At 69.7% G+C, this 24,450-nt stretch carries 27 protein-coding genes; 12 read left to right on the forward strand and 15 right to left on the reverse strand.

Features of this window, described 5'->3' with window-relative positions; translation table 11 throughout:
* Window positions 1-152: 152 nt before the first annotated feature.
* Entirely contained in the window at window positions 153-425 is a 273-nt protein-coding gene (locus QWY76_RS00965) for an AEC family transporter (protein ID WP_290309247.1), read from the forward strand.
* A gap of 14 nt (window positions 426-439) precedes the next feature.
* Here the strand turns inward: QWY76_RS00965 and aroQ are convergent, their stop codons facing one another.
* The 6 genes from aroQ to QWY76_RS00995 form a co-directional block, all read right to left on the reverse strand.
* The gene (aroQ, locus tag QWY76_RS00970; protein WP_290309248.1) at window positions 440-874 is read right to left on the reverse strand and encodes a type II 3-dehydroquinate dehydratase; all 435 of its coding nucleotides are present in this window, start codon (window positions 872-874) and stop codon (window positions 440-442) included.
* The gene (glnE, locus tag QWY76_RS00975; protein ID WP_290309249.1) at window positions 871-3,891 is read right to left on the reverse strand and encodes a bifunctional [glutamate--ammonia ligase]-adenylyl-L-tyrosine phosphorylase/[glutamate--ammonia-ligase] adenylyltransferase; all 3,021 of its coding nucleotides are present in this window, start codon (window positions 3,889-3,891) and stop codon (window positions 871-873) included. The genes aroQ and glnE overlap by 4 nt, the downstream gene beginning before the upstream one ends.
* 79 nt (window positions 3,892-3,970) lie before the next feature.
* Window positions 3,971-4,342, reverse strand: a complete 372-nt coding sequence (locus QWY76_RS00980; RefSeq protein WP_290309250.1) for a diacylglycerol kinase — start codon at window positions 4,340-4,342, stop codon at window positions 3,971-3,973.
* A 132-nt stretch (window positions 4,343-4,474) separates the two neighbouring features.
* A complete protein-coding gene (gene dacB / locus QWY76_RS00985) occupies window positions 4,475-5,917 on the reverse strand; it encodes a D-alanyl-D-alanine carboxypeptidase/D-alanyl-D-alanine endopeptidase (RefSeq protein WP_290309251.1) in 1,443 nt (480 codons plus the stop codon).
* A 97-nt stretch (window positions 5,918-6,014) separates the two neighbouring features.
* Window positions 6,015-6,347 carry a DMT family transporter gene (locus tag QWY76_RS00990; protein ID WP_435388920.1) on the reverse strand — a complete coding sequence of 111 codons (333 nt, stop codon included), beginning with the start codon at window positions 6,345-6,347 and terminating at the stop codon, window positions 6,015-6,017.
* Complete coding sequence (locus tag QWY76_RS00995; RefSeq protein WP_290309253.1) at window positions 6,344-6,760, reverse strand: PACE efflux transporter; 417 nt, start codon at window positions 6,758-6,760, stop codon at window positions 6,344-6,346. Before QWY76_RS00995 ends, QWY76_RS00990 begins: the two co-directional genes overlap by 4 nt.
* Window positions 6,761-6,880: 120 nt before the next feature.
* Here QWY76_RS00995 and QWY76_RS01000 point away from each other — a divergent pair, with 120 nt between their 5' ends.
* Window positions 6,881-7,774: a LysR family transcriptional regulator gene (locus QWY76_RS01000; RefSeq protein ID WP_290309254.1), complete on the forward strand. Its 894-nt coding sequence runs from the start codon at window positions 6,881-6,883 to the stop codon at window positions 7,772-7,774.
* Between the two features lie 176 nt (window positions 7,775-7,950).
* Here QWY76_RS01000 and trmB read toward each other — a convergent pair whose 3' ends face one another.
* Window positions 7,951-8,640, reverse strand: coding sequence for a tRNA (guanine(46)-N(7))-methyltransferase TrmB (gene trmB, locus QWY76_RS01005; protein ID WP_290309255.1), 690 nt, complete (start codon window positions 8,638-8,640; stop codon window positions 7,951-7,953).
* 201 nt (window positions 8,641-8,841) lie between these two features.
* Between trmB and QWY76_RS01010 the strand changes: the two genes are divergently transcribed.
* From QWY76_RS01010 to QWY76_RS01030, 4 genes are all read left to right on the forward strand, one after another.
* Window positions 8,842-10,734 (forward strand): beta-ketoacyl synthase, encoded by a 1,893-nt coding sequence (locus QWY76_RS01010; protein WP_290309307.1) that lies wholly within the window; start codon window positions 8,842-8,844, stop codon window positions 10,732-10,734.
* Window positions 10,731-11,210 carry a pantetheine-phosphate adenylyltransferase gene (gene coaD, locus QWY76_RS01015; protein ID WP_290309256.1) on the forward strand — a complete coding sequence of 160 codons (480 nt, stop codon included), beginning with the start codon at window positions 10,731-10,733 and terminating at the stop codon, window positions 11,208-11,210. Before QWY76_RS01010 ends, coaD begins: the two co-directional genes overlap by 4 nt.
* A gap of 88 nt (window positions 11,211-11,298) precedes the next feature.
* The gene (locus QWY76_RS01020; protein ID WP_290309257.1) at window positions 11,299-11,547 is read left to right on the forward strand and encodes a YfhL family 4Fe-4S dicluster ferredoxin; all 249 of its coding nucleotides are present in this window, start codon (window positions 11,299-11,301) and stop codon (window positions 11,545-11,547) included.
* Between the two features lie 818 nt (window positions 11,548-12,365).
* Complete coding sequence (locus QWY76_RS01030; RefSeq protein WP_290309258.1) at window positions 12,366-12,989, forward strand: outer membrane beta-barrel protein; 624 nt, start codon at window positions 12,366-12,368, stop codon at window positions 12,987-12,989.
* A gap of 134 nt (window positions 12,990-13,123) precedes the next feature.
* Here the strand turns inward: QWY76_RS01030 and QWY76_RS01035 are convergent, their stop codons facing one another.
* Window positions 13,124-13,462, reverse strand: coding sequence for a hypothetical protein (locus QWY76_RS01035; protein ID WP_290309259.1), 339 nt, complete (start codon window positions 13,460-13,462; stop codon window positions 13,124-13,126).
* Between the two features lie 440 nt (window positions 13,463-13,902).
* On the opposite strand from QWY76_RS01035, the gene QWY76_RS01040 reads away from it, so the two are divergent.
* From QWY76_RS01040 to QWY76_RS01050, 3 genes are all read left to right on the forward strand, one after another.
* Entirely contained in the window at window positions 13,903-15,240 is a 1,338-nt protein-coding gene (locus QWY76_RS01040; protein ID WP_290309260.1) for an MATE family efflux transporter, read from the forward strand.
* A gap of 113 nt (window positions 15,241-15,353) precedes the next feature.
* Window positions 15,354-16,664 (forward strand): short-chain fatty acid transporter, encoded by a 1,311-nt coding sequence (locus QWY76_RS01045; RefSeq protein WP_290309261.1) that lies wholly within the window; start codon window positions 15,354-15,356, stop codon window positions 16,662-16,664.
* Window positions 16,665-16,753: 89 nt separating this feature from the next.
* The gene (locus tag QWY76_RS01050) at window positions 16,754-17,257 is read left to right on the forward strand and encodes an acyl-CoA thioesterase (RefSeq protein ID WP_290309262.1); all 504 of its coding nucleotides are present in this window, start codon (window positions 16,754-16,756) and stop codon (window positions 17,255-17,257) included.
* A 4-nt stretch (window positions 17,258-17,261) separates the two neighbouring features.
* On the opposite strand, the gene QWY76_RS01055 is transcribed toward QWY76_RS01050, so the two are convergent.
* On the reverse strand, window positions 17,262-17,393 hold the full coding sequence (locus QWY76_RS01055; RefSeq protein ID WP_263590449.1) for an entericidin A/B family lipoprotein: 132 nt from the start codon (window positions 17,391-17,393) through the stop codon (window positions 17,262-17,264).
* A gap of 85 nt (window positions 17,394-17,478) precedes the next feature.
* The gene (locus QWY76_RS01060; RefSeq protein ID WP_290309263.1) at window positions 17,479-18,225 is read right to left on the reverse strand and encodes a sulfite exporter TauE/SafE family protein; all 747 of its coding nucleotides are present in this window, start codon (window positions 18,223-18,225) and stop codon (window positions 17,479-17,481) included.
* A 118-nt stretch (window positions 18,226-18,343) separates the two neighbouring features.
* On the opposite strand from QWY76_RS01060, the gene QWY76_RS01065 reads away from it, so the two are divergent.
* Complete coding sequence (locus QWY76_RS01065; protein WP_290309264.1) at window positions 18,344-18,775, forward strand: HIT domain-containing protein; 432 nt, start codon at window positions 18,344-18,346, stop codon at window positions 18,773-18,775.
* 6 nt (window positions 18,776-18,781) lie between these two features.
* Here QWY76_RS01065 and QWY76_RS01070 read toward each other — a convergent pair whose 3' ends face one another.
* Both QWY76_RS01070 and QWY76_RS01075 read right to left on the reverse strand, forming a co-directional pair.
* Window positions 18,782-19,141: a hypothetical protein gene (locus QWY76_RS01070; RefSeq protein ID WP_290309265.1), complete on the reverse strand. Its 360-nt coding sequence runs from the start codon at window positions 19,139-19,141 to the stop codon at window positions 18,782-18,784.
* Window positions 19,138-19,680 carry a hypothetical protein gene (locus tag QWY76_RS01075; RefSeq protein WP_290309266.1) on the reverse strand — a complete coding sequence of 181 codons (543 nt, stop codon included), beginning with the start codon at window positions 19,678-19,680 and terminating at the stop codon, window positions 19,138-19,140. The genes QWY76_RS01070 and QWY76_RS01075 overlap by 4 nt, the downstream gene beginning before the upstream one ends.
* A 172-nt stretch (window positions 19,681-19,852) precedes the next feature.
* Here QWY76_RS01075 and QWY76_RS01080 point away from each other — a divergent pair, with 172 nt between their 5' ends.
* The gene (locus tag QWY76_RS01080; protein WP_290309267.1) at window positions 19,853-20,326 is read left to right on the forward strand and encodes a Dps family protein; all 474 of its coding nucleotides are present in this window, start codon (window positions 19,853-19,855) and stop codon (window positions 20,324-20,326) included.
* A 43-nt stretch (window positions 20,327-20,369) separates the two neighbouring features.
* On the opposite strand, the gene QWY76_RS01085 is transcribed toward QWY76_RS01080, so the two are convergent.
* A complete protein-coding gene (locus QWY76_RS01085) occupies window positions 20,370-21,767 on the reverse strand; it encodes a DNA recombination protein RmuC (RefSeq protein ID WP_290309268.1) in 1,398 nt (465 codons plus the stop codon).
* A gap of 163 nt (window positions 21,768-21,930) precedes the next feature.
* On the opposite strand from QWY76_RS01085, the gene QWY76_RS01090 reads away from it, so the two are divergent.
* Window positions 21,931-22,293 carry a hypothetical protein gene (locus tag QWY76_RS01090; protein ID WP_290309269.1) on the forward strand — a complete coding sequence of 121 codons (363 nt, stop codon included), beginning with the start codon at window positions 21,931-21,933 and terminating at the stop codon, window positions 22,291-22,293.
* Window positions 22,294-22,313: 20 nt separating this feature from the next.
* Here the strand turns inward: QWY76_RS01090 and QWY76_RS01095 are convergent, their stop codons facing one another.
* Both QWY76_RS01095 and QWY76_RS01100 read right to left on the reverse strand, forming a co-directional pair.
* Window positions 22,314-23,780 carry an aminoacyl-histidine dipeptidase gene (locus QWY76_RS01095; protein ID WP_290309270.1) on the reverse strand — a complete coding sequence of 489 codons (1,467 nt, stop codon included), beginning with the start codon at window positions 23,778-23,780 and terminating at the stop codon, window positions 22,314-22,316.
* A gap of 32 nt (window positions 23,781-23,812) precedes the next feature.
* Window positions 23,813-24,450, reverse strand: a 638-nt coding sequence (locus QWY76_RS01100) for a GNAT family N-acetyltransferase (protein WP_290309271.1), incomplete at its 5' end; no start/stop codon positions are given.

Below are 24,450 nucleotides of genomic sequence, written 5' to 3' on the forward strand. Positions count from 1 at the left end.
TTTGGGTCGCACCTCCAATTGTCCGGGTAGGTTCCGGATGAACAACCTACCGAGAGATCACAGCTAGAGCGCAACGGCAAGGAGGCCCCGCCGCGCTGTTCGTGATCGGCGGCTCACTATAGGGATTGCGCCCGAGGGGCATGATGCGGGACATGGGCCAGATCGCCCTCGGCAAGCTGGTGCTGGACCCCCTGGCGGTGCTCGGCGGCTTGCTGCCGATGCCACAGCTCGCCCCCCAGCTGCTCAGCGGCGCGCTGCTGTTCGCCTGCGCGCCGATGAACAGCGTCTACCCGCTGTTCGGGCAGCGCTTCGGGTTGGGTGACATCACCGCTGCGACCCTGATGGTCGGTACCCTGGCCGCGTTCCTGACCATCGGCCTGGTACTGTGGCTGATCCATCACGCCGGCGTCTTCGTGACGCCCTGAGCGACGCCGAGACCTCAGGCGCCGGTCATCACCGCCTCCAGGGCGGCACGGTAGCCCTGGCTGCCGAGGCCGGCGATGACACCGTCGGCGCGCAGCGAGACGTAGGAGTGGTGACGGAAGGCCTCGCGCTTGTGGACGTTGGAGAGGTGGACCTCGATGACCCGGCCGTCGAAGGCGTTGAGGGCGTCGAGGATCGCCACCGAGGTGTGGGTGTAGGCGGCGGGATTGATGATGATTGCCGCGGTGCCATCCAGCCGGGCGGCGTGAATGGCGTCGATCAGCTCGCCCTCGTGATTGCTCTGCCGGCAGTGGATCTCCCAGCCGCCCACAAGGGCCTGCTTGCGCAGGTCGTTGTCGATGTCCTCCAGGGTCTCGCGACCGTAGATCTCCGGCTGGCGGGTGCCCAGCAGGTTGAGGTTGGGGCCGTGCAGGATCAGAACCTTGTTCATGGTGTGGTGTTTCCTCGATCGTTGCGGGGCTCGAGCAGCCGTTCCCAGACCTCGATCACCGCCTGCCGATGGGCCCGGAAGTCGTCGTTGCGGCCGCGTGCGGGGTCGCGGGTCAGGGCCGAGCGGTGGGCCGCGGTGCGGCAGGCCAGGTAGGCCTCGCGCAGCCGGCGGCAGTCGTCGGCCGGCAGTCGCCCGCTGGCCTCGAGGGTCTCGAGGGTCTCGAGGGTCTCGAGGATGCGCATGTTGTCGCTGTAGGTCAGCAGTTCCGGGGTCTCGTGCCCCATGGAGAGCACCGCGAACTGGCACAGGAACTCGATGTCGACCATGCCGCCGGGGTCATGCTTGAGGTCGAAGTCGTCGCCCTCGCCGTTGCCGGCCAGGTGGTCGCGCATCTTGTGGCGCATCGCCACCACCTCCTCGCGCAGCGCCCCGAGGTCGCGCTGGCGGCCGAGGATCTCGCGCCGCACGGCCGTGAAGCGCTCCGCCAGCGCCTCGTGGCCCGCCACCACCCGGGCCCGCACCAGCGCCTGGTGCTCCCAGGTCCAGGCCTCGCGGCGCTGGTAGTCGGCGAAGGCCTCGAGGGTCGAGACCAGCAGGCCGGCGTTGCCGGACGGGCGCAGGCGCATGTCGACCTCGTAGAGGCTGCCCGCGGGGGTCACGGCGGTGAGCAGGTGGATGATGCGCTGGCCGAGCCGGGTGAAGAAGACCGCGTTGTCGATGGGCCGCGCCCCGTCGGTGCTGCCCTGTCCCGCGCCGTCGTGGAGGAACACCAGGTCCAGGTCGGAGCCGTAGCCCAGCTCGATGCCGCCGAGCTTGCCGTAGCCGACGATCAGGAACTCCGGCGCCTGGCCGCAGCGCCCGCCGTCGCGCCGCTCGGGGAGGCCATGCTTGCGGGTGAGGTGCTTCCAGGCCATGGCCAGCACCGTCTCGAGGATCACCTCGGCGATATGGGTCAGGTAGTCGCTGACCTTCATCAGATGGCGGGTGCCGGCGATATCCGAGGCGGCCACGTGCAGCACCTGGGCATGCTTGAAGACCCGCAGCGCCTCGAGCTGGGCCTCCTCGTCGTCCTCGGGGATCCGCCCCAGGGCCTGGCGCAGCTCGTCGGCGAGCCGCGTCTTGTCCGCCGGCGTGTAGAGGGTATCCGGGGTCAGCAGCTCGTCGAGCAGGATGGGATGGCGGGCCAGCTGCTCGGCGATCCACGGACTGGCGCTGCACAGCCGCATCAGGTGCTCCAGCGCATCGGGGTTCTCGCGCAGCAGGGCCAGGTAGGCGGTACGTCGCAGCACGGCCTCGACCAGCGGCAGGACCCGCTCCAGGGCGGTGTCCGGCGCCTCGCTGGCGGCCGCGGCATCGAGCAGCAGCGGCATCAGCGCCTCGAGCCGCTCGAAGCCGATGCGCTGCATCGTCTGCACCTGCCGGGAGTGGCGCAGGGCCCGCAGCCGACGTCGGCCGGCCGCGGCATCGCCAAAACCGGCCTCCTCCAGCCGCGACTCGGCCTCCACCTCGGGGAGCTCGTCGCGCCACAGGGCCCGCCACTCGTCCAGGTCGACCTCCCCCGCCTCGGCGGCCGCGGCCGCCTCCTCGGCCTCCTCCTCGGGCTCGGCGATTACCGCGTCGAAGTGGCGCCGGACCCGGGCACGGACCTCGTCGAGCCGCGCCATCACCGCGGGCCAGTCCTCCATGTCCAGGGCCAGGGCAACCCGCTCGCGATCCAGCTCCTCGACCGGCAGGCTCTGGGTCTGGCGGTCCTCCAGGGCCTGGAGGATATGCTCGATGTCACGCAGCAGGACGTAGTCGGGGGTCAGCTCGTCGACCACCTCCTCGGGCAGCAGCCCCAGCGCCGGCAGGCGCTCCAGGGCGGTGCTCAGGGAGGTCACCTGCAGCTCGGTATCGCGCCCGCCGCGGATCAGCTGGAAGGCCTGGACGACGAACTCCACCTCGCGGATGCCGCCCGGGCCGAGCTTGATGTTGCTCTGCATGCCGCGACGGCGCACCTCGCGGTTGATCATCGCCTTGAGCTCGCGCAGCGACTCGATGGCGCCGAAGTCGAGGTACTTGCGGTAGACGAAGGGGCGCAGGCTCGCCAGCAGCTCGGCGCCGGCCCCCAGGTCGCCGGCCACCGGCCGCGCCTTGAGCATCGCGTAGCGCTCCCACTCGCGCCCCTGATCCTGGTAGTAGCCGGCCAGCGAGGCGAAGCTGCCAACCAGCGGCCCGCCGTCGCCCAGCGGGCGCAGGCGCATGTCGACGCGGAAGGCGAAGCCGTCGGCGGTCACCGCGTCCAGCGCGGAAATCAGCTTCTGGCCGAGCTTGGTGAAGTACTCCTGGTGCTCCAAGGACTTGCGCCCGCCCTCGGTGTCGCCCTTCTCGGGGAAGGCGAAGATCAGGTCGATGTCGGAGGAGAGATTCAGCTCGCCGGCCCCGAGCTTGCCCATGCCGAGCACCACCAGGCGCTGCTCGCTGCCGTCGGCGCGGGCCGCGGGGCGGCCCCAGCGGGGCGCGAGGTGAGCCTCGAGCCAGCCCAGGGCGAGCTCCAGGCAGGCCTCCGCGAGCTGGGTGACTGCCGCCGCCGTGGCCCACATGTCGATGCCCGGCGGACGCGTCAGGTCGCGCCACACGATGCCCAGCATGCGCGCCCGGCGAAAGCGGCGGATGGCGGCCTGCATGGCCGCCTCGTCCTCGGCGGCCTCCAGGCGCTCGGCGAGGCTCTCGCGCAGGGCCTCCGCGGCCGGCGCGGCCTCGAGTTCGCCGGCGGCGTCCAGGTGGACCAGCCAGTCGGGGTGACGGATCAGCGTCTCGCCGGCGAAGTCGGAGACGGCGAGCACCCGCGCCAGCTGCTCGCGGCGCCTCGCCGAGAGCGCCGACCAGGTCTCGCCGGGACCTTCCTGGTCCTGCATCGCTGCCAGGTTGTCGGCCTGGGCGAGGGACGCCTCGAGGCGCTCCCAGGCGTGTCGCAGCGGCGCCACCAGCGGCTCGGGAATGGCATCCAGCGGCAGGAAGTCGTCGGGCAGGGCCATGGGCGTCTCGCATCCGGTTGATGAATACCCTCAGCATACCCAAGCCGGGGCGCCTGGCACTAGGCGCCTGGCACGAGGCTCAGATCAGGAAGCGCTGCCAGGCCAGCAGGCCCCAGGTGAGCCCGAGGATGACCAGCGACAGCATCACCGCCGCCGAGCCGATGTCCTTGGCCCGGCCGGAGAGCTCGTGGCGGTCGGGGCCGATGCGATCCACCACGCTCTCGATGGCGCTGTTGAGCAGCTCGACGATCAGCACCAGCAGGCAGCTGCCGACCAGCAGGATCCACTCCACCGGCTCCCTCCCGATCCAGGCGGCCAGCGGCAGCAGGACCGCACAGATGCCCAGTTCCTGGCGGAAGGCCGCCTCGTGGCGAAAGGCGGCCTTGAGGCCCTTGAGCGAGTAGCGGGTGGAATGCACCAGGTGGCGCCAGCCGGTATGTGCGGGTTTCATCTGCGAGCGTCCATCGATCAGTCGTCGGCGTAAGCGGCGATGGTAGCAAAGCCGGGCGGCCGGCGCGCCGTCGACGGCCGATCGACCAGCCAGGCCCCCGGCGGCCCCGGGTGGCCTGGTCGGGATGGCGGCTCAGTGCGCCTGGATCATCGCGTCGAGGTCCTGCGACAGGCGATCGAGCACCGTCGTCCAGCTCAGGTAGGGGGTCGTGGCGGTGCCGTTGACCAGCACCGTGAACACCCCCCAGCGACCCGACAGCGTGCGGAAGTAGCCGGTCACCGCGCGCACCGTCACCGGCTGGTTGAGGGTGCCGGTCTTGAGCATGACGTGGTGCTGGAAGGTCACCGAGCCCCGCCGGATGAAGCGCATCACGCCATTGCCGGGCGACTGAAGGGCCGCCACGAAGCTCGGGAACAGCGACGGGCGGCGGAACATGTGCGCCAGCAGGGCGTTCACGCCGGCCGCGGAAGTCCGGTTCTCCGGGGTCAGGCCGCTGCCGCTCGCCAGGATGGCGGGACCGTGCCCCGGGATGGTGCCGGCGAAGGCCTCGAGGGCGCCGCCCGCCTGGGACAGTGACGGACGGGGGACCTCGGCGAGGTCGAGGGCCAGGGTGTCGGCCATGAAGTTGTTGGAATAGTTCAGGGTACGCAGCAGCAGTTCCTGCAGCGGCTCGCTGTCCACCGCGGCGAGCCGCCGCGCCGAGGCCGGCGGCCGGGCGGTGCTGGTGGCATGGCCACCCTGCACCGGGATGCCGGCCTGGCCGAGCATGGCCTTCAGGGTGTCGGCGGCCTGCTCGGCGGGATCGGCGCTGGTGCGGTAGATCTCGCGAGGATGGGCATTGGTGGAGATCTGGCCGCCGACCCGCATGACGTCGCCGTCGGCGTCGGTCAGGCGCTCCGCCGTGAGCTCGGTGCCGCTGTCGTCCGGCCGGGTCGCCACCCGGTTGTCGATGCGCGGCAGACGGGACTGGCTATCGCAGCTGGTGATCTCCGCCGGGTCGCCGGGGATATGCGCCGGCGCGACGGTCACGCACCAGTTGCCGTAGTTGATCGCGGCCGACGAGAGCAGGGCGCTGTAGGCGTTGTCCACCCGCCGCTCGCCCTCGCAGCGGTCGGTGGTGATGCAGGTCACCGGGCCGAAGCGCCATTGGCTGACCACCAGGCGTCCGGTCACCTCGCGCACCCCCGCCTGGTGGAGGCGCTGCACCAGCCGCCACAGGTCCTCGGTGGTCAGCGCCGGGTCGCCGCCGCCCTCGAGCACCAGGTCGCCATGCAGCACGCCCTGGTCATCCGGCTCGGCGGTGCTGACCAGGCGGGTGGTGAAGCGGTGCTGGGGACCCAGGCGGTCGAGGGCCGCCGCGGCCAGGTAGACCTTGGTCACCGAGGCCGGTGACAGCAGCCGCTGCGGCTCGAGGCTGCCCAGGATCTTCCCCGGCTCGCCGTTGCCCAGCAGGCGGGCCTCGGCGCCGATCGCGAAGCCGTCGGCGGCGAGACTCGAGAGGCGCGGGAAGCCCTGCCCGAGGGCCGACAGCGGCATCAGCAGGAGCAGGCAGAGCGAGAGCAGGCGGTACGGCATGAGCGGCGTCCAGGCAGCGTGAGTCGACGGCGCCCGGGCCAGGGCGCCCCGGGCCGCAGTCTACCCGCCCACCGGCGGGGATTCGACCGACTCCGCCTCAGTGGGGCGTCACCGAGGAGAACGCCTGGATCACCACCACCCCACCGACGATCATGGCGATACCCGCCAGCGCCGGCAGGTCCGGCCGCTCGCCGTAGACCACCATGCCCACCAGGGTCACCAGCACGATGCCGAGCCCCGCCCAGAAGGCATAGGTAATGCCCACCGGCAGGGTCCGCAGCACCAGGGTCATCAGGTAGAAGGCGATGGCATAGCCCGCCACCACCAGCAGGCTGGGCCACAATCGGGTGAACTCCGCCGAGGCCTTGAGGGCCGAGGTCGCGACCACCTCGGCGATGATCGCCAGGGCCAGGTACACATAGGTCATCAGCACCCCCTCTGCGCCAGCCGACGGCGCATCACGTGATCGAACAGCGTATTGAACACCAGCGCATAGGCCAGGAAGAACAGCATGAAGCCCAGGTCGAGCCAGAAGGCCTCGACCAGATCGATGGCCAGCCACCAGGCCACTACCGGCAGGGTCATCACCAGCAGTCCCAGCTCGAAGCCGAGCGCCTGGGCGAGGCGCTGGACCAGGCTGCGCCGCCGGGTCGGCACCCAGCCATCGAAGAGCCGGTTCCATACCAGGTTCCACAGCATGGCGGTGGTCGCGAGCCCCAGCGCCAGCACGCCGATCTCGCCGGGCCCATGGCCGCTGACCCAGCTCGCCAGCGGCGTCACCATGATCAGGCCGCCCGCCTCGAAGAGCAGGGTATGGCTCAGCCGTTCCTTCCAGGAGCGCATGTGGATCTCCCCTACGGTCGCTCGCCGGGGCCGGGACGGCCTCGACATGGCCCCCCATTCTCGCCAGGATGGCGATGGAAGCGAGTTGGAACCCATCAGAAAAACAGATAGGTCTAGACCATGCGCTGGAGCCTCGACCAGCTGGAAGTGCTTATCGCCTGTGCCGAACAAGGCTCCTTCTCCTCGGCGGCCCGTCACCTGGGGCGCGCCCAGTCGGCGATCAGCACCGCCATCGCCCACCTGGAGGCCGACCTCGGTTGCTCGCTGTTCGACCGCAGCGCCCGGCTACCCCGGCTGACCGAGGCGGGCAAGGCCCTGCTCCACGAGGCTCGGGCGGTGGTCCGCCAGTGCCAGCGGCTGGACTCCCGCGCCCGGGCCATCGCCCAGGGCGAGGAGGCCCAGCTGGTGCTGGCCATCGACGAGGCCCTGGTGGAGATGCCCCCGGTGGACGAGACGCTGGAGGCCCTGGCCCGGCACTACCCGGCCCTGCAGCTCACTCTACTGTATGGCGCTCAGGGTGACATCGCCGGCTGGGTGGAGGACCGCACCGCCGACCTGGGCATCCTGCTGCGCCAGCAGGGCCAGGGCCCGGTGCTGGAAGGCATCCGCATCGCCCACCTGCAGCAGGCCCTGGTGGTGGGGCGCACCCATCCCCTGGCCGAGCTCCCCGCCCCCACCGCCGGCGACCTGGCCGACCATCGCCAGCTGCTGATCGCCTCGCGCAGCGAGGGCGCTGCCGGGGCGACGCTCAGCGCCCAGTTCTGGCGCCTCAACAGCTTCTATTCGATGGGCGAGCTGGCCGCCCGCGGGCTCGGCTGGGCCCTGGTACCCCAGCATATCGCCCAGTACCCGCCCTTCCGGGAGGACCTCGTCGAGCTGTCCGGCGAGGCCCTGGGGCGTCCGCCGGTCATCGAGGTGGAGACGGTCTCGCGTCGCGACGCCGCCCAGGGCCCGATCGCCCGCTGGCTGCGCCAGACCCTGGGAGAGCGCTTTCGCGACCGCCGCCAACGCTAAGCTTTGTCTGAAAAGTCGACGAGCGATGGCCAGACAAGGCAAAAATCGGAGAAAAGACGGAGTTTACGCGGTGTAAATGAGTACTTTGATCCGATTTTTAACGCCGGATGGGCGAGCGCAGGCAGTTTTCAGACAAAGCGTAGGCAAACACTGGGTGACCTGGAATCGGCGAGCCTTCAGGCGTCGGGCACCAGCTCGGGGCGATGCGCCAGGTCGACCACCAGGCGCCACAGCGGCTGGCCACTGTGGTGGTACTTGCGCTCGAAGTGGGTGAGGCAATCGCCGCCGGGGTCGAAGCCCTCCACCGCCGCCCGGCGGCCGGCCGCCTGCTCGACCGCCAGGGCGAACTCCTCGACATAGAGGCGCCAGTTGGAGCGCAGCTCCAGGCGACCGCCCAGCGCCAGGATGGCGGGAAACACCGGGTGGCCCTGCCAGCGCATCTTGAGGTGGGCGGCCTTGGGGTAGGGGTTGGGATAGAGCAGGTAGTGACGCACCGGGCGCCAGCCCCCGGCCAGCGCCAGCCGCCAGAAGTCCACCAGGTCCGCCCGCACCAGCCGGGCGTTGTCGGGCAGGGGGCCATGGTCCCGGGACAGTCGATCCGCACTGCGGTCGATGCCGATCACCGCGCACTCGGGGTGCCGCTCGGCCAGCTGGCGCGTCGACAGGCCGACGCCACAGCCGGCATCCAGGATCAGCGGCTGATCGCCGCACCCGGCCCGCCAGGCGTCGGCCGCGGCGAAGGCCTCGCGGGTGTGCGCGGCCAGTGGCTTGCGCAGCGGATGGTTCAGGGCCCGGGCGACGCGGCGCGACAGGTCCTGGTGGGGGCCGGACTGGCGGGAGGTAACGATGCGCGAGCGCTCAGGCATGACGGGAACCGCTGGGCGACGACGAAGGCCGCCATTCTAGCAGCCGGCAGCCGGCCCGCGCAGGCCGATAGGCACCATGCCCCGGCATGACGCCGTGGCGGGCCGGGTGCTATGATCCTTGCCCAAATAGCGGCAATGAAGCCCAGACATCAACCGCACAACGAGGAACCCGGCTTGTCACATTTACCGGTGATCGTGGGCATGGGCGGCGTGAACCCCGCCGGCCGAACCTCGGGCCATCAGGCGTATCGCCGCACCGTGCTCGACGCCCTGCCCGCTGACGACCAGGCCCAGACCCTGCTCGGCCTGGCGGCGATGATGCGCCTGGCCCATGCCCAGGCGGACGACACCTGGCACGACGCCGATGGTCAGCCCCTCGACGCCGCCGCCATCGTGGAGCAGACCCGCCAGCGGGTGCTGGACCACACCCTGATCCGGCGCATCGAGGACCCCCGCTTCGCTGCCGAGGGGCTACCCGCCAATCGTCGTGCGAGCCTGGCCCTCGAGGCACCGATGACCTTTCGCGTGCGGCGCCGCCAACTGCCCGAGAGCCTGCCGCCCACCTGGCAGGTCCGCGAGCTCGACCGCCGCACCCTGGAGGTGACGGTGCCGGCCGGCGAGATGGACGTGATGCTGCCCGAGACCCGCCCCGCCCAGGTGCGCGCCGCCGGCCAGCTGCCCTCGGGCTTCGAGCCCAGTCGCCTGTACCGCAGCGTCCACCACCCCCGGGGCCTGTCCATGGCGATCTTCGCCGCCAGCGACTGCCTGGGCGACAGCGGCCTGGACTGGGACGAGCTGCGCGACCGCCTCGATCCCGACCAGGTCGCGGTCTACGCCGGCAACTCCATCGGCCAGCTCGACGACGAGGGCTGGGGCGGCCTGCTCAAGAGTTTCGTCTCCGGCAAGCGCGCCACCTCCAAGCAGATGCCGCTGGGCTACGGCCAGATGCCCGCCGACTTCCTCAACGCCTACGTGCTGGGCAGCGTGGGCGGCACCGGCGCGGCGCTGGGTGCCTGCGCCAGCTTCCTCTACAACCTGCGCCTGGGCGTGGACGACATCCGCGCCGGGCGGCGCCGGGTGGTGATGGTCGGCACCGCCGACGCGCCGATCACCCCGGAGATCGTCGAGGGCTTCCGGGCCATGGGCGCCCTGGCCGACGACGACAGCCTCAAGGCCCTGGACGCCCTGGAACTGCTCACCGATGCCGACTACCAGCGCGCCTGCCGCCCCTTCGCCCGCAACTGCGGCTTCACCATGGGCGAGTCCAGCCAGTTCCTGATGCTGATGGACGATGCGCTGGCCCTGGAAGTCGGCGCCGAGATGCTCGGCAGCGTCCCGGAGGTCTTCGTCAATGCCGACGGCTGGAAACGCTCGATCTCGGCCCCGGGGATCGGCAACTACATCACCCTGGGCAAGGCGGCCGCGCTGGTCCGCGACATGCTCGGCAGCCGGGCCCTGCGCGAGCGCACCATCGTGCACGCCCATGGCACCAGCACCCCCAAGAACCGCGTCACCGAGTCCCATGTCCTCGACCTGGTCGCCCGGGCCCATGGCATCGAGGCCTGGCCGGTGGTGGCGGTAAAGGCCTTCGTCGGCCACTCCCAGGGCAGTGCCGCCGGCGACCAGCTGGCCAGCGCCCTGGGCAGCTTCGCCCATGGGCTGCTACCGGGCATCCCGACCCTCGAGGCGGTGGCCGATGATGTCCACGCCGAGCGGCTGCGCCTGTTCCGCGACCCGCAGCGCTTCCAGGCCGACGCGGCCTTCATCAACGCCAAGGGCTTCGGCGGCAACAACGCCACCGGCGTGGTGCTCTCCCCCGCGGTGACCGAGCGCCTGCTGGTGGCCCGCCACGGCGAGACCGCGGTGGCCGCCTGGCAGGCGCGCCGCGAGGCGACCCGAGAGGCCGCCGCCGGCTATCGCCGTGACGCCGACTTCGGCCGCTTCCATCCCCGCTACCGCTTCGGCGAGGGGGTGCTGGAGGGGCCCGAGCTCGAGGTCAGCGACGCGGCCATCCGCATCCCCGGCTATGCGCGGCCGGTCTCGCTGGTCGCCGACAATCCCTTCGGGCGTCTCGACGACGGGGAGGGCTCATGAACGTCGCCATCTATCCCGGCACCTTCGACCCCATCACCAACGGCCACTATGACCTGATCGAGCGTGCCGCGCGGCTCTTCGACAAGGTGGTCGTGGCCATCGCCACGAGCCCCGGCAAGGGCCCGGAACTCGACCTCGACACCCGCATCGCGCTGGCCCAAGAGGTGGTGGCCGGGCTGAACAACGTCGAGGTGGTCGGTTTCTCGGGACTGATGACCCAGTTCATGAAGCAGCAGAAGGCTCGCGTGCTGCTGCGCGGACTGCGGGCGGTATCGGACTTCGAGTACGAGCTGCAGTTGGCCAACATGAACCGCGCCCAGATGCCGGAGCTGGAGACGGTGTTCCTGACGCCTGAGGTGGAGAACTCCTATATCTCCTCCACCCTGGTTCGCGAGATCGCCCGGCTCGGCGGCGACGTGTCGAAGCACGTGCATCCCGAGGTCGCCGCGGCGCTGAAGAGCCATTACAATACCTGAGCATGGCACTCGGGCATCCCGCGCCCGAGATCGACTGCACCAAGGGCAAGGGCCGGCGTGACCGGCCGCGACTTCCGTGAGGTACCCCATGGCCCTGATGATCACCGACGAGTGCATCAACTGCGACGTCTGCGAACCCGAATGCCCCAACGGCGCCATCTCGCCGGGGGAAGAGATCTACGTCATCGACCCCAACCTGTGCACCGAGTGCGTCGGCCACTACGACGAGCCCCAGTGCCAGCAGGTCTGCCCGGTGGACTGCATTCCGCTGGACCCGGAGCGCCAGGAGAGCCGTGATCAGCTGATGGAGAAGTACCGGACCATCACCGCCGCCTGACCCGGCGGCCTCGATGCCCAACGCCAGCGCCCCGCTCATCGAGCGGGGCGCTGGCGTTGGTAAGCCATTCAAGGATGTTGATCTGCCTTGTTATCCACCCTCAGCGCCAGGCCCGCTGTGGGGCAAGGTTGTCGACCCAGACCCGCGCGTCAGAACGGCGTCAAGTTGCCATCATCAGCCCACCGGTGGAATCGGTCTCTCACCATAGTCCAGGGGCCATGGCGCTCCGGCGAGTCACGCCATCTGGCCCCGAGCGCTGGACCCAGCAGCTGCCATTGACCATCCCGCTCGGCCGGCCCTGCGCCTGGGCGACGAGACGATGCCCTCGATCGGCGACCCGCGGAGCCCGGCTCGCTCGTAGTGCCCTGCCATGGCTCGCCTGCTGCTGCGCATGGGAAAAGTTAGTAGATTCTACTTTTCCTGCCAAACCAGGACCGTTCCGTCGGCCTGCCTTCGCAGGTGCCTTGTCAGGGTCTCGGTGTCGGGCTGTGTACATCGCCCCACGGCCCAGATCCATGGCGACCCAACTAACTGACGAGGCTCTCGTATCAGCGTTTTCCAGCCCGCCCCATCCGCAGCCCGAAGAACTAGAAATCTAATTCTTATGAATTAGATATGGACATACCGAATAAATAACAATGACTACTTTTTCCGTCTAACCAGGGCCAGCAAAACCATCTGGAAGAACCGCTCTCATTCCTCCTAGGCTAGGAACGTAACACTTTGTTACTAAGATTAACCGCGTAGACACATTGAGACTTTCCCCGCGGTTTTCCAACTTAAGACAAATGCCATAAGGAAATCGGCAGGGAGGAATCATGAAAGGCGTCATCCCCTTGAGCATCTTGGTATTACTGTCATGCAATCTCGCAATGGCCCAGGACTACTCCTCTCGCCATACGGGGATCTACTTCGGCGCCAGTGCCGGAAGTGCCGAACTAAACAACAACACCTTCGAGCGACTCAGCGACTACGGCTTCAGTAACGATGAAACCACCAGTGGCTATCAAATCCATTTCGGCTACAACTTCACCCCCAATGTCGGGCTCGAGCTCAGCTACACCGACTTCGGCGACTACACTTCCGAGATCTCCGTTCCCGTGCAGAACACCACTCTGCAGGAAGATATCGAAACCGGCATTGAAGGGGCCGGGCTGGCACTGGTCGGGAAGATGCCGGTGACTCGTGGCTTCAGCTTTTACACCAAGGCCGGGATCATTGCCTGGGAGAGCACGACCCTCGATGTCGCCAGAATGGATGACGAAACGTTCATGGAGCTCGAATTCAAGGCAGAGGGAACAGATCCCTTCTTCGGGATAGGTGCCGAATACAGCCTCGGCCGTTCGGCCATTCGCAGTGAATACGCCCGATACTCACTCGCCGATGGCGATGAGAGCTTCCAGATCGACATGTTCTCCTTGAGCTTGAGTTACCTGTTTTGACTCAAGAACAACTCGATTACTTGCTCACCACGAGCCGCGCTCAACCCTTCGTGAGCTGAACGCGGCCGCTTCCTCGTAGTATTGCCAGCAGACAACGCTCGAATTACCCGAATTACCCGAAGGGCGGAGCGGCTTTAATACCTGGTACTATCGTCGGCGCGACGGCTCATCTCACAGCCCAGGCAACGCCGGAAGGTCGCCTCGGCGGGCGTCTTGATCAGGGTCTCGGCGGCGGCATCGACGTTGCCGCCCAGGGCACTGAACGGCAACGACACCAGAAAGACCGCCGCCCCCCCGATCGTGGCCGCGGCCAGCAGCGGCCGGGCCAGCAGCGCATCCGCCACCATCGCCCCGCCACTCGGCCGTGCGGTGTCATTGGCGTAGTCATCCTCGGCCATGGCCGACTGACTCCCCACAACCATGACCATGGTCAGCATGGCACCCATCACGTACTTGCCCGTTGCCTTCATCATCCCCGCCCCCTACTGGTCGTCGGCCACCCTACGCCCCGAATCATGCCTGACCGTCGCGTCACGGATTCCCGGGCCCCGCTCCCGGCATCAGGCGACGGCGGCAGGCGTTCACGGAACCTTGCATCAGGGTAGTTGGCTTTACCGGGTTCCCCCAACCTCCGAAGCGCCCCGCACCGATCCCGGATAACGCAGGATGCCGCCACTGACCGCGCGTCTCACGACCATGCCGACGCCGTGATCAACCGCTCCTCGGGTAGGCCCTCCACCCGACCAGCGACGGCGAGATGGCGTCAGCTCGACCCGATCTCGGCCTGCTGGGGATCGCCCTTCCGCCCCGGGCAATCGGCCCACGATGCCCCACGGCCCCGCCACCGCGGGGCTGTTGCGTTGCGGCCGGCGGGAGGCCATGCTGCCGGCCCCGCTCGCCGACCGGAGCCACCGTGACCTCACCCGCGACCGCCACCGCCCAGCCCCCCCAGCGCATCTGGGCGCTGGCCTGGCCGATCATCCTCTCGAACATCACCGTCCCGCTGCTGGGGCTGGTCGATACCGCGGTGGTCGGCCACCTGCCGGATTCCCGCTACCTCGCCGCCGTGACCCTGGGCGCCACCCTGTTCGGCTTCCTCTACTGGGGCTTCGGCTTCCTGCGCATGGGCACCACCGGCCTCACCTCCCAGGCGGTCGGCCGCGAGGATGACGAGGCCATCCGCCACCTGCTGGGGCAGTCGCTGCTGCTGGCCGGCGGCATCGGCGGCCTGCTGGTACTGGTCGGTGGCCCGCTGGTCGAGTTCGGCCTTTGGCTGCTGGATGGCAGCGACCAGGCCACCGCGCTGGCCGCGGACTATGCACGGATCCGCCTGCTCTCGGCCCCGGCGGTGCTGGCCAACTACGCCATCCTCGGCTGGTTCCTGGGCCAGCAGAACGCCCGAGTCACGCTGTGGCTGCTGGTGTTGACCAACGGCGTCAACATCCTCCTCGACCTGGTGTTCGTGGTGGGGCTGGGCATGACCAGCGACGGCGTGGCCTGGGCCACGGTGATCGCCGACTACAGCGCCCTGGCCTTCGGCCTGTGGCTGGTGTCGCGCCAGCTGAGAACCCTCGGGGGCCGCTTCCGCCGCGACCGGCTGTGGCGACTGGCCGCCTATCGCGAACTCTTCCAGGTCAACGCCAACCTCTTCGTGCGGACCCTGGGCCTGCTCTTCGCCATGGCCTTCTTCACTTCCCGGGGCGCGGCCCAGGGCGACACCGTGCTGGCCGCCAACGCCGTGCTGCTGCAGTTCATCATGCTGACCTCCTATGGCCTGGATGGCTTCGCCCACGCCGCCGAGGCCCTGACCGGTCGCTCGGTGGGCCGCCGGCGCTGGGACGAGTTCGCCGCCACGGTGCGCTCGGCCGCCCGCTTCTCGCTGGCCACCGCGGCGGGCGCCGCCCTGGCCTTCGCGCTGGGCGGCGAGTGGCTGATCGCCCTGCTCACCGGGCTGCCGGAGGTGCGCGCCACCGCCGGCCACTACCTGCCCTGGATGGTGGTCATGCCGCTGGTCGCGGTGTGGAGCTACCTGCTGGACGGGGTCTTCATCGGCGCCACGGCGATCCGCGAGATGCGCAACAGCATCTTCGCCGGCCTGGCGATCTACCTGCCGGTGTGGTGGCTCACCCAGGGGCTCGGCAATCACGGCCTGTGGCTGGCCTTCCTCGTCTTCACCGCCGTGCGCTCCATGGTGCTGGTCGCCTATTACCGTCACTACCGACGGACACGCTGGACGGGCGCCACAACCTAGACATTCGTCGCCTTTGACAACATTTCACCCCCACGGCAACGTGACACCCCAGCCTGTTGGCCGAGCACAGGCCGCGGATGCGCAGGCTCCCTCCACGGAAAAGGGACATCTCCATGCTGAAGTTGCTGTCACGACCGGCCGTCAAGATGGTCGAGCGCTACCTTCCCGACCCCTATATCTTCGTCCTGCTGCTGACGGTCATCGCCGCGGCCGCGGCGATCGCCGTGGAGCGCCAGACGCCGCTGGCGGTGCTGCGCTTCTGGGGCGACGGCTTCTGGAACCTGCTGTCGTTCTCGATGCAGATGCTGCTGGTGCTGGTCACCGGCTTCATGCTGGCCAGCTCGCCGCCCGTCAAGCGCCTGCTGCAGCGCCTGGCCGGCCTGGCCAACAACGCCGGGGCGGCCATCGTGCTGGTGACCCTGGTGTCACTGGCCGCCAGCTGGATCAACTGGGGCTTCGGCCTGGTGGTGGGGGCGCTGTTCGCCAAGGAACTGGCCCGGCAGATCCGGGTGGACTACCGCCTGCTGGTGGCCAGCGCCTACTCGGGCTTCATCGTCTGGCACGGCGGCCTGGCCGGCTCGGTGCCGCTGACCATCGCCACCGAGGGCCACTTAACCGCCGAGCGGATCGGCGTGATCGGTACCGGCGAGACCATCTTCTCGCTGTTCAACCTGGTCATCGTGCTGGCGCTGTTCGTGGCGATGCCGCTGTTCAACCGCCTGATGCTGCCCGACGAGAAGGACAGCGTCTTCGTCGACCCCAGCCTGCTCGACGACGGCGAGGAGCACCGCGTGCGCATCACCCGCCCCGCCGAGCGCCTGGAGAACAGCATGACGCTGGCCTGGCTGGTGGGCATCCCGGGGCTGCTGTTCCTGCTCGACCACTTCGTGCTGCAGGGCGGCGGGCTCAATCTCAACGTGGTCAACTTCCTGTTCCTGTTCCTGGCCATCGTGCTGCATCGTACCCCCCGCAGCCTGCTCGAGAGCCTCCACGAGGCCATCAAGGGCGGCGCCGGCATCGTCATCCAGTTCCCCTTCTACGCCGGCATCATGGCGATCATGGTCCAGTCCGGCCTGGCCGAGACGCTCTCCGAGGCGCTGATCTCGCTGGCCACCGAGGCCACACTGCCGGTCTGGACCTTCCTCAGTGCCGGCATCGTCAATATCTTCGTGCCATCCGGGGGCGGCCAGTGGGCCGTGCAGGCGCCGGTGATGCTGCCGGCCGCCGAGGCGCTGGGCGTGGATATCCCCAGGGTCGCCATGGCCGTGGCCTGGGGCGATGCCTGGACCAACCTGCTGCAGCCGTTCTGGGCCCTGCCGGTGCTCGGCATCGCCGGGCTCAAGGCCAAGGACATCATGGGCTTCTGCCTGGTCCAGCTGCTGCTGACCGGCATCATCATCGCCGCCGGCCTGACCTGGCTCTGACCCCGGCGCGTCAGAACACAACGCCTTGTGCCATCGGCGGGGCCAAGGCGTTATGCTGAGGGGACAATCGCCCCAAGGATCTCCCCTCGATGGACGAACAAGCCCTCCCCGGCCAGCACGAGCTCACCATGACCGTGCTGATGACTCCCGACATGGCCAACTTCAGCGGCAAGGTGCATGGTGGCGCCATCCTCAAGAAGCTCGACGAGGTGGCCTACGCCTGCGCCAGCCGCTATGCCGGCCACTACGTGGTGACCCTCTCGGTGGACCAGGTGCTGTTCAAGCAGCCCATCCACGTCGGCGAGCTGGTCACCTTCCTGGCCTGCGTGAACCACGTGGGCCGCTCCTCCATGGAGATCGGCATCAAGGTGGTGGCCGAGGACATCCAGAACAAGCTGATCCGCCACACCAACAGCTGCCACCTGACCATGGTGGCCGTGGACGGTGACGGCAAGCCGGCGCGGGTGCCCCCGCTCAAGCTGGAGACCCGCACCCAGAAGCTGCGCTTCGAGAAGGCGGCCCTGCGCAAGAAGCTGCGCAAGCAGGCCGAAGAGGTGGAGCGTCGTACCCAGTTCGAGCACGACACTCCCTAGCGCTTCAGTAGGATTCCTCCTGGATGGCCTCACCGCCCTCCTCGATATCCTGCCCCATGCCACGCATCGTGTTGCAGCCGGCGAGCAGCGACAGGGTGAACAGGGCGACGAGTACCAATGACAGCGTGCGTTTCATGGCGACCTCCTGGCGTCGGTGAACACGTAACCAGCGATTGCTTATTCAATCTAGCAGGCTCCGCCCCCTGCCGGCGAGGGCCGCCTCAGGCCAGCAGCAGTCGCAGGATGATGGCGACGATCACGGCGAGGGTCAGCCATTTCACCCACAGGGCGCCGCGCGGGCTCATGTTGACCTGGACCGCCAGCCAGGCCCCGAGCATGCTGCCGGCGGCCAGGACCAGCCCGTACCCCCAGCGGACCTGGTCCTGGAACAGGAACATGCCCAGGGCCGGCAGGGTGTAGACGAGCACGATCAGCACCTTGAAGACGTTCACCTGGGCCAGGTCGATGCGCAGCAGGCGGTAGAGCACCACGATGAACAGGATCCCCACCCCGACCTGGATGAAGCCGCCATAGACCCCGATGACGAACATCGCCAGGTAGACCGCCGGCGTCAGTCGCTCGGCGGTCAGCGGTCGGGTCGCGAGGCGCGGCTGGGGCAGCAGCATCAGTACCGCGGCCACGGCCATCACGCCGATCAGGATCGCCTCGAACAATGCATCGCTGACCCGCAGGGCGAGCCAGGCGCCGAGCAGGGACCCCAGCACCGCCGGCACCGCGAGGCGCAGGCTCAAGCCGATGTGACGGGCGCCGGCGCGCAGGAAGCTGACCACGGCCGAGACGCTCTGCAGGGCGATGGAGACGCGGTTGGTGCCGTTGGCGGCCTGGGGCGGCAGCCCCAGGAACATCAGTATCGGCAGGGTGAGCATCGAGCCGCCCGCCGAGAGCACGTTGATGAACCCGGCCAGGGTGCCGATGCCGAGCAGGGCCAGGGCCTCGAGAAGGGTCATGGCGGAATCCTTTGCTGCATGACACGAAGGGCCGTCCAGCATAGCGATTCGCTGCCGGGACGTCGCCCGCTGTGCCATGATGGCGGCAGGATCAGCCAGCCAATCGAAGGAGAGCCCCATGTCGGATTTCGAGCCGGATGCCCGTCTGGTGGAGGACAGCTACCCCGTCACCGAGCTGCCGCTCTGCCAGCTGCGGCTGATGAACGACGCCCGCTTTGCCTGGCTGTTGCTGGTGCCGCGGCGCACCGGCGTCAGCGAGGTCTTCGAGCTCGACGAGGCCGAGCAGCGCCAGCTGTGGCGCGAGGCCACCCTGATCGGGCGGGCCCTCAAGGACGGGTTCGGCGGCGACAAGCTCAATATCGCCACCCTGGGCAACATGGTGCCCCAGTTGCACCTGCACGTGATCCTGCGGCGTCGTGACGATGCCGCCTGGCCGGGCCCGGTCTGGGGCCATGGCCAGGCCGAGGCCTACGACCTGGACGCCCTGGCCGCCATGCGCGATCGGCTGCTCGCCCAGGTCGAGGGGATCGACTGGTCCCGGGAGGCCTGAGGGCGCTCAGCGGGCCATCTCGAGGCGGGAGTTCAGCTCGGTGAGCAGCGGCTCGACCAGTGACGGCGGCAGGGGGCGGTTGCCCCGGTAGGCCGTCATGGCGATCCGGCTCGCCGTGCCGCTGTCCTGCACCTCCAGCTTCACCCGGTAGCCCGGCCAGCGGGCGATCACCGCCTCCAGCCGCCCCAGCGCCGCATCGGCGTGGCGAATCACGTAGCCCCGCGCCATCAGCAGGTCGAGGCTCTCCACCAGGACCGTCCTGGGCGGCACCGGCAGCTCACGGACCGCCGGGATCGCCGGCGGCGGCGTGGTCGCACAGCCCGCCAGCCACAGCGCCAGCCCGGCCGCCATCAGCCCGGCCCTCATGGCGCCACCTCCGCCGGCTGGCGTCGTACCGCCAGGCGCAGCTGGCGACAGAAGGCCGCGTCGCTGGCGGTGCGCGATTCCCGCTGCGCCCCGCGCCAGTCGAACAGCCGGTAGTCGCGGGTCACCTGGACCCACTCCGGCCCGACCACCGCCGAGACGCGCTCGATCTCGGTGGCCTCCTCGTCGACCGAGGCATAGCCCGCCCCCATGCCCAGCACCACGCCGGAGGCGACGCTTCCCCCACTGCCGCCGACCACGAAACCGCCCAGCCGGGGGCCGGGGTCGACGGCATTATGATAGATGGTCCGCTTGGCCCGCTCGGCGCTGACCAGCCCCAGGTCGGCCGCGGTGTGACGCACCAGGAAGTCCTGGTCCTCGAGGGCCGCGACGACCCGCAGCAGGGTCGTCGGCGGGGTGTCGGCATCGACCGGCCACTGACAGGCCGGGTCGGGTGGCGGCTCGGCCACCGGCAGGCTCGAGGGCCCGCCCTGACAGCCGGCCAGGCCCACCAGCAGGCATACCCACCACGCTCGCTGCATCGCGCCACTCCCCCATCACCTCTCGTGAGTCTAGCCCGGCCAGGCCCTTGAAGCATCAGGCCGTCGCCTGCACGTCATCGAATGAACCTATGATGGCGATGCACGGAATTCGCTTACCCCGCGCCATCCCGCTGCCTACACTGGCACCACACACGATCGAGGAAGCATTCGCATGAGCGACACCAACAGCATCGGCCTGCACCAATCCAGTGCCAGCCAGCTGGCCGAGCGGCTCAACGTCCTGCTGGCCAACTACCAGATCTTCTACATGAACGTGCGCGGCTATCACTGGAACGTGAAGGGCCAGGACTTCTTCCAGCTGCACACCAAGTTCGAGGAGTTCTACACCGACCTCTTGATGAAGGTCGACGAGGTGGCCGAGCGCGTGCTGACCCTGGGCCACCAGCCGGTGCACGCCTACAGCGACTACGTACGCATCGCCGGCATCCAGGAAGACAAGGACGTGCACGACGGCGAGGCCTGCGTGCGCGGCGTGCTGCGGGGCTACCAGGCCCTGATCGAGCTGCAGCGCGAGATCCTCTCGCTGGCCTCGGACGCCGACGACGAGGGCACCGCCGCCCAGGTCGGCGACTACATCCGCGAGCAGGAAAAGACCGTCTGGATGCTGGGCGCCTACCTGGGCTGAGCCCCCTGCGCTGCCGGTCGACGCCGCCTGCGGGCGGCGTCTTTCATGGCCCGTCGCCGGCCTCCTCGGCGTCTTCCCGCTCCCCCTCGGCGGCGCGCACCAGCTCGGCCGACAGCGGCTTCTTCATGCGCACCCCCAGGCGCTCGAGGGCCGTGGCCTGGGCCACCAGGCTGCCCTGCCCCTCGACGAGCCGGTTCATGGCCCGGCGATGGCTGTCGCCGGCGCGCTCCAGGTGGCGGCCGACCTCCTCGAGGCTCTCGACGAAGCCGCTGAACTTGGTCAGCAGCCGCTCGGCGCGCGCGCCGATCAGGCGGGCGTTCTCGTTCTGGCGCTCGAGGCTCCACAGGCCGGCCACCGTACGCAGGCTCGCCAGCAGGGTGGTCGGGGTGACCATCACCACCTGGCGGTCGAAGGCCTCCTGGAAGAGCGTCGGGTCCCGCTCGAAGGCGGCGGCGAAGGCCGGCTCCACCGGCACGAAGAGGAACACGAAGTCGGGGGCCTTCAACCCCGGCAGCCCGGGGTAGTCCTTGGCGGAGAGCCCCTGGACGTGGCTGCGCAGCGACTGCAGGTGGGCCTGCATCGCCGTCTCGCGCTCGGCATCCTGCTCGGCATTGACCACCCGGGTCCAGGCGCTGAGCGACACCTTGGCGTCGACGATCAGGTGACGGTCCTCGGGCAGGTAGATGATCGCATCCGGACGCTGACGCCCCTGCTCGCCGGACAGCGACACCTCGCGCCGATACTCGATGTCGCGGCGCAGGCCGCTGCGCTCCAGCACCGTCTCCAGGATCAGCTCGCCCCAGTTGCCCTGGGCCTTCTGGTCGCCCTTCAGGGCCTTGGCCAGGCCCGCCGCCTCGTCACCGAGGCGCGCATTGAGGCCGGCCAGCTGGTCGAGCTGGGCCTTCAGCGAGCCCCGCTCGCGCTGTTCCTGGCCGTGGAGATGTTCCACCCGCTGGCGGAACTGCTCGACCTGCTCGCGAAACGGCTTGAGCAGCGCCTCGAGGCTCTCGCGACTCTGGGCGCTGTAGGCCTGCTGGCGCTCCTCGAAGACGCGGCCGGCGAGCTGGTGGAATTCCACCTTGAGCCGCTCGCGGGCCTCCTCGAGCAGGGCCAGTTGCTCCCGGTGGCGCAGCGCCGCCTGCTCCCGCTCGGTCTCCAGCCGGGCCGCCCGCTCGCGCTGCTCGGCCAGCCGGTCGCGGGCCTGGAGGAGCTCGGCCTCCACGGCGGCCAGGCGCTCCCGGCAGCCATCCAGCTGGGCATCGCTCTGGGTCAGCTCCTGCTCGAGGCGCACCGCGGCGGCCTCGCGCTCGGCCAGCCGCGCCCTCACCGCCGCCAGCCGCCGTCGCTGGGCGATGCCCCAGCCGACGGCCAGCAGGGCCAGGGCCCCCAGGCCGACCAGCCATGGCCAGCCCTGCCGCACCCCTTCCTGCCAGTCGAGCATGGTCATCTCCGCGGTGTGTCGGCGAATTGTGAAGACATCTGGGAACCCCCGGTCATATCAGAAAGGTGTGAACGCCGCCGAGACGGGGCGTCACTATACTCAAGGTCAGGGAACGAAGGAGTGAAGGCGTCGAACGCTCGTCAGGACTTCCGAGGTACCCACCATGAACCGACATCTGCTGGCCGCCGGCCTGGCGGCGCTGATCCTGGCCCTCAGTCTGCCGGCCATGGCCGAGCGCGGCCACCATCCTTCCGGCCGCTTCGGCAGTGACTTCCACGCTCCGGCCCGCTATAGCCAGGATTTCCACCACCACCAGCGCCATCACCGGGCACCGCTGCGCTACGGCCACCGCGCGCACCGGGTGGAGCGCCACGTCTTTTTCGCGCCCCCCCGCGACCGCCATCACCGCCATCACCGCCATCACCGGCACGACCGGCATCGCCATGGCGGCCACCGCCACCACGGCGTCATCCCGCTGGTCACCGTGGACGGCTACCCGCTGCTGCGCATCCAGGTGAATCACTGACAGGAGCGCGTCCGGCCGCCTCAGGGCGCCGGACGCGACAGGTCCTCGACCAGGCTGCACAGCACACCCCAGAACTCCTCCACCGAGGCGATCTCGACCCGCTCGTCCGGCGAGTGGGCGCCGCGGATCAGCGGACCGAAGGAAATCATCTCCATGCCGGGGTACTTGGCGCCGAGGATCCCGCACTCGAGACCGGCATGGATCACCTTGATCTCCGGGTCGACGCCCAGCCGGGCCCGATGCAGCTCGCAGAAGCGCGCCAGCAACGGACTCTCCGGGTCCGGGGTCCAGCCCGGGTAGGCGTTCTCGACCCGGGTCCGCGCCCCGATCAGCTCGAACAGCGCCCGGAAGCGGTCGGCGATGTCGGCGGTGGCGCTGTCACGCAACGAGCGCACCAGCGCACAGAGGTGGAAGCGCCCCCCCGCCAGGCTGACCACCCCCAGGTTGTTGGAGGTCTCGACCACCCCGGGCACATCGACGCTCATCCGCTCGACCCCGCAGGGGGCGGCATGCAGGGCCGCGATCAGCAGGCGGCTGGCATCCCGGGTCAGCGCCTCGGCGGGGCGCGCCTCGGCGGGCGTCAACGCCAGCTGCAGGCCATCGTCGGCCCCGGCCAGTTCGTCGCGCAGCTCGATCTCCAGGGCCACCAGCCGTTCGCGGGCGGCCTCGACCTCCCCCGCCGGCAGGGCCAGGGTGGCGAAGGCCTCCCGTGGCAGGGCATTGCGCAGGGTGCCGCCCCGATAATCCACCAGCCGCGCATCGAGGGCCTCCAGGCTGCGCAGCACCCGCACCAGCAGGCGGTTGGCGTTGCCACGCCCCTTGTGAATGTCGATGCCCGAGTGGCCGCCGACCAGCCCGGTCACTGACAGCACCAGGGCGCGCTCGTCCTCGGCCAGCGCGGCGGTGGGCAGCTGGGCGTCGACCACCACGTCGGCGCCGCCGGCGCAGCCGATATACACCTGGCCGCGGTCCTCCGAGTCGAGGTTGAGCAGCCGCCGGCCCTCGAGCCAGCCCTCGGCGAGGTGCAGGGCGCCGCCCATGGAGGACTCCTCCTCCAGGGTAAACAACGCCTCCAGCGGCCCGTGGATCAGGTCGTCGGCCTCGAGCACCGCCAGCGCCGCCGCCACGCCGAGGCCGTTGTCGGCGCCCAGGGTGGTGTGACGCGCGTGCAGCCAGCCGTCCTCGACGTAGGTGTCGAGGGGGTCCCGGGTGAAATCATGGGGATGGTCGGCGTTGGCCTGGGCCACCATGTCCAGGTGGCCCTGCAGGACCAGGCCGGGGGCGGCCTCGCGGCCGGGCGTCGCCGGCTTGCGCAGGCGCAGGTTGCCCGCCGCGTCGCGGTCGTGAGCCAGGCCGCGGGCATCGGCCCAGGCCTCCAGCCTGGCCACCAGCGCGGCCTCGTGGCCCGAGGGACGCGGCGTGTTGCACAGGGTGCGGAAATGTCGCCATAGCGGGCGCGGCGAGAGCTGCTCGAGATGTGCGTTCATGGCGCTTCTGTATCGGGGTTGACCCGGAGACTCTACCGGCCGGCCTCGTCGCTGGAAAGCCTCGGCGGGGTCAGCCAGGCGGCCAGGGTACGGCGCCGCCAGGCCGCGACCTGGCGCGAGCCGGTCAGGCCCAGCCGGTGTGCCAGCCAGGCCTCGTCGCGTCCCTGGAAGGCCCAGGCCGCCAGCAGGCCAAGCTCGGGGTCGCCGCCGGCCCCCCTCGCCGCCAGCCGGACCAGGGCCTGCAGCGCCGGGCGTGCCAGGGCCGGCTCGCGGTGGCCATGGGCCACGTCGTCCAGGTCGGCGCGGTCCTCGTCGGACAGCGGCTCGGCGTCCCCCTCGGCCAGCAGCGCGAGGACCAGCCCCGGGTCGAGGTCGGCCAGCTCGAAGGCCAGCAGGGCCGGCAACTGTCGCTGGAAGCGGCGCCCCAGGCGCCGGGCCAGGCCCTCGCCCGCCTCGCTGGTGGCCTGCACCACCATCAGGGCGTGCTCGCCGGTGGCGGCCTCCCGGGTCAGGCCGAGCCGCACGGCGCGGAAGCCCTGGGCCTGCCAGAAGGCCAGCAGTCCCGGCTCGGCGCCGAAGCTCGCCCCCAGCAGGTCGATGCCCGCCGCCCGGGCCTGCTGCCGTTCGGCCTCGAGCAGCCGGGCCCCCAGTCCCTGGCGGCGGGCCGCCG

The sequence above is a fragment of the Halomonas maura genome, from assembly GCF_030409305.1.
In the GTDB taxonomy this organism is placed as follows: Bacteria; Pseudomonadota; Gammaproteobacteria; order Pseudomonadales; family Halomonadaceae; genus Halomonas; species Halomonas maura.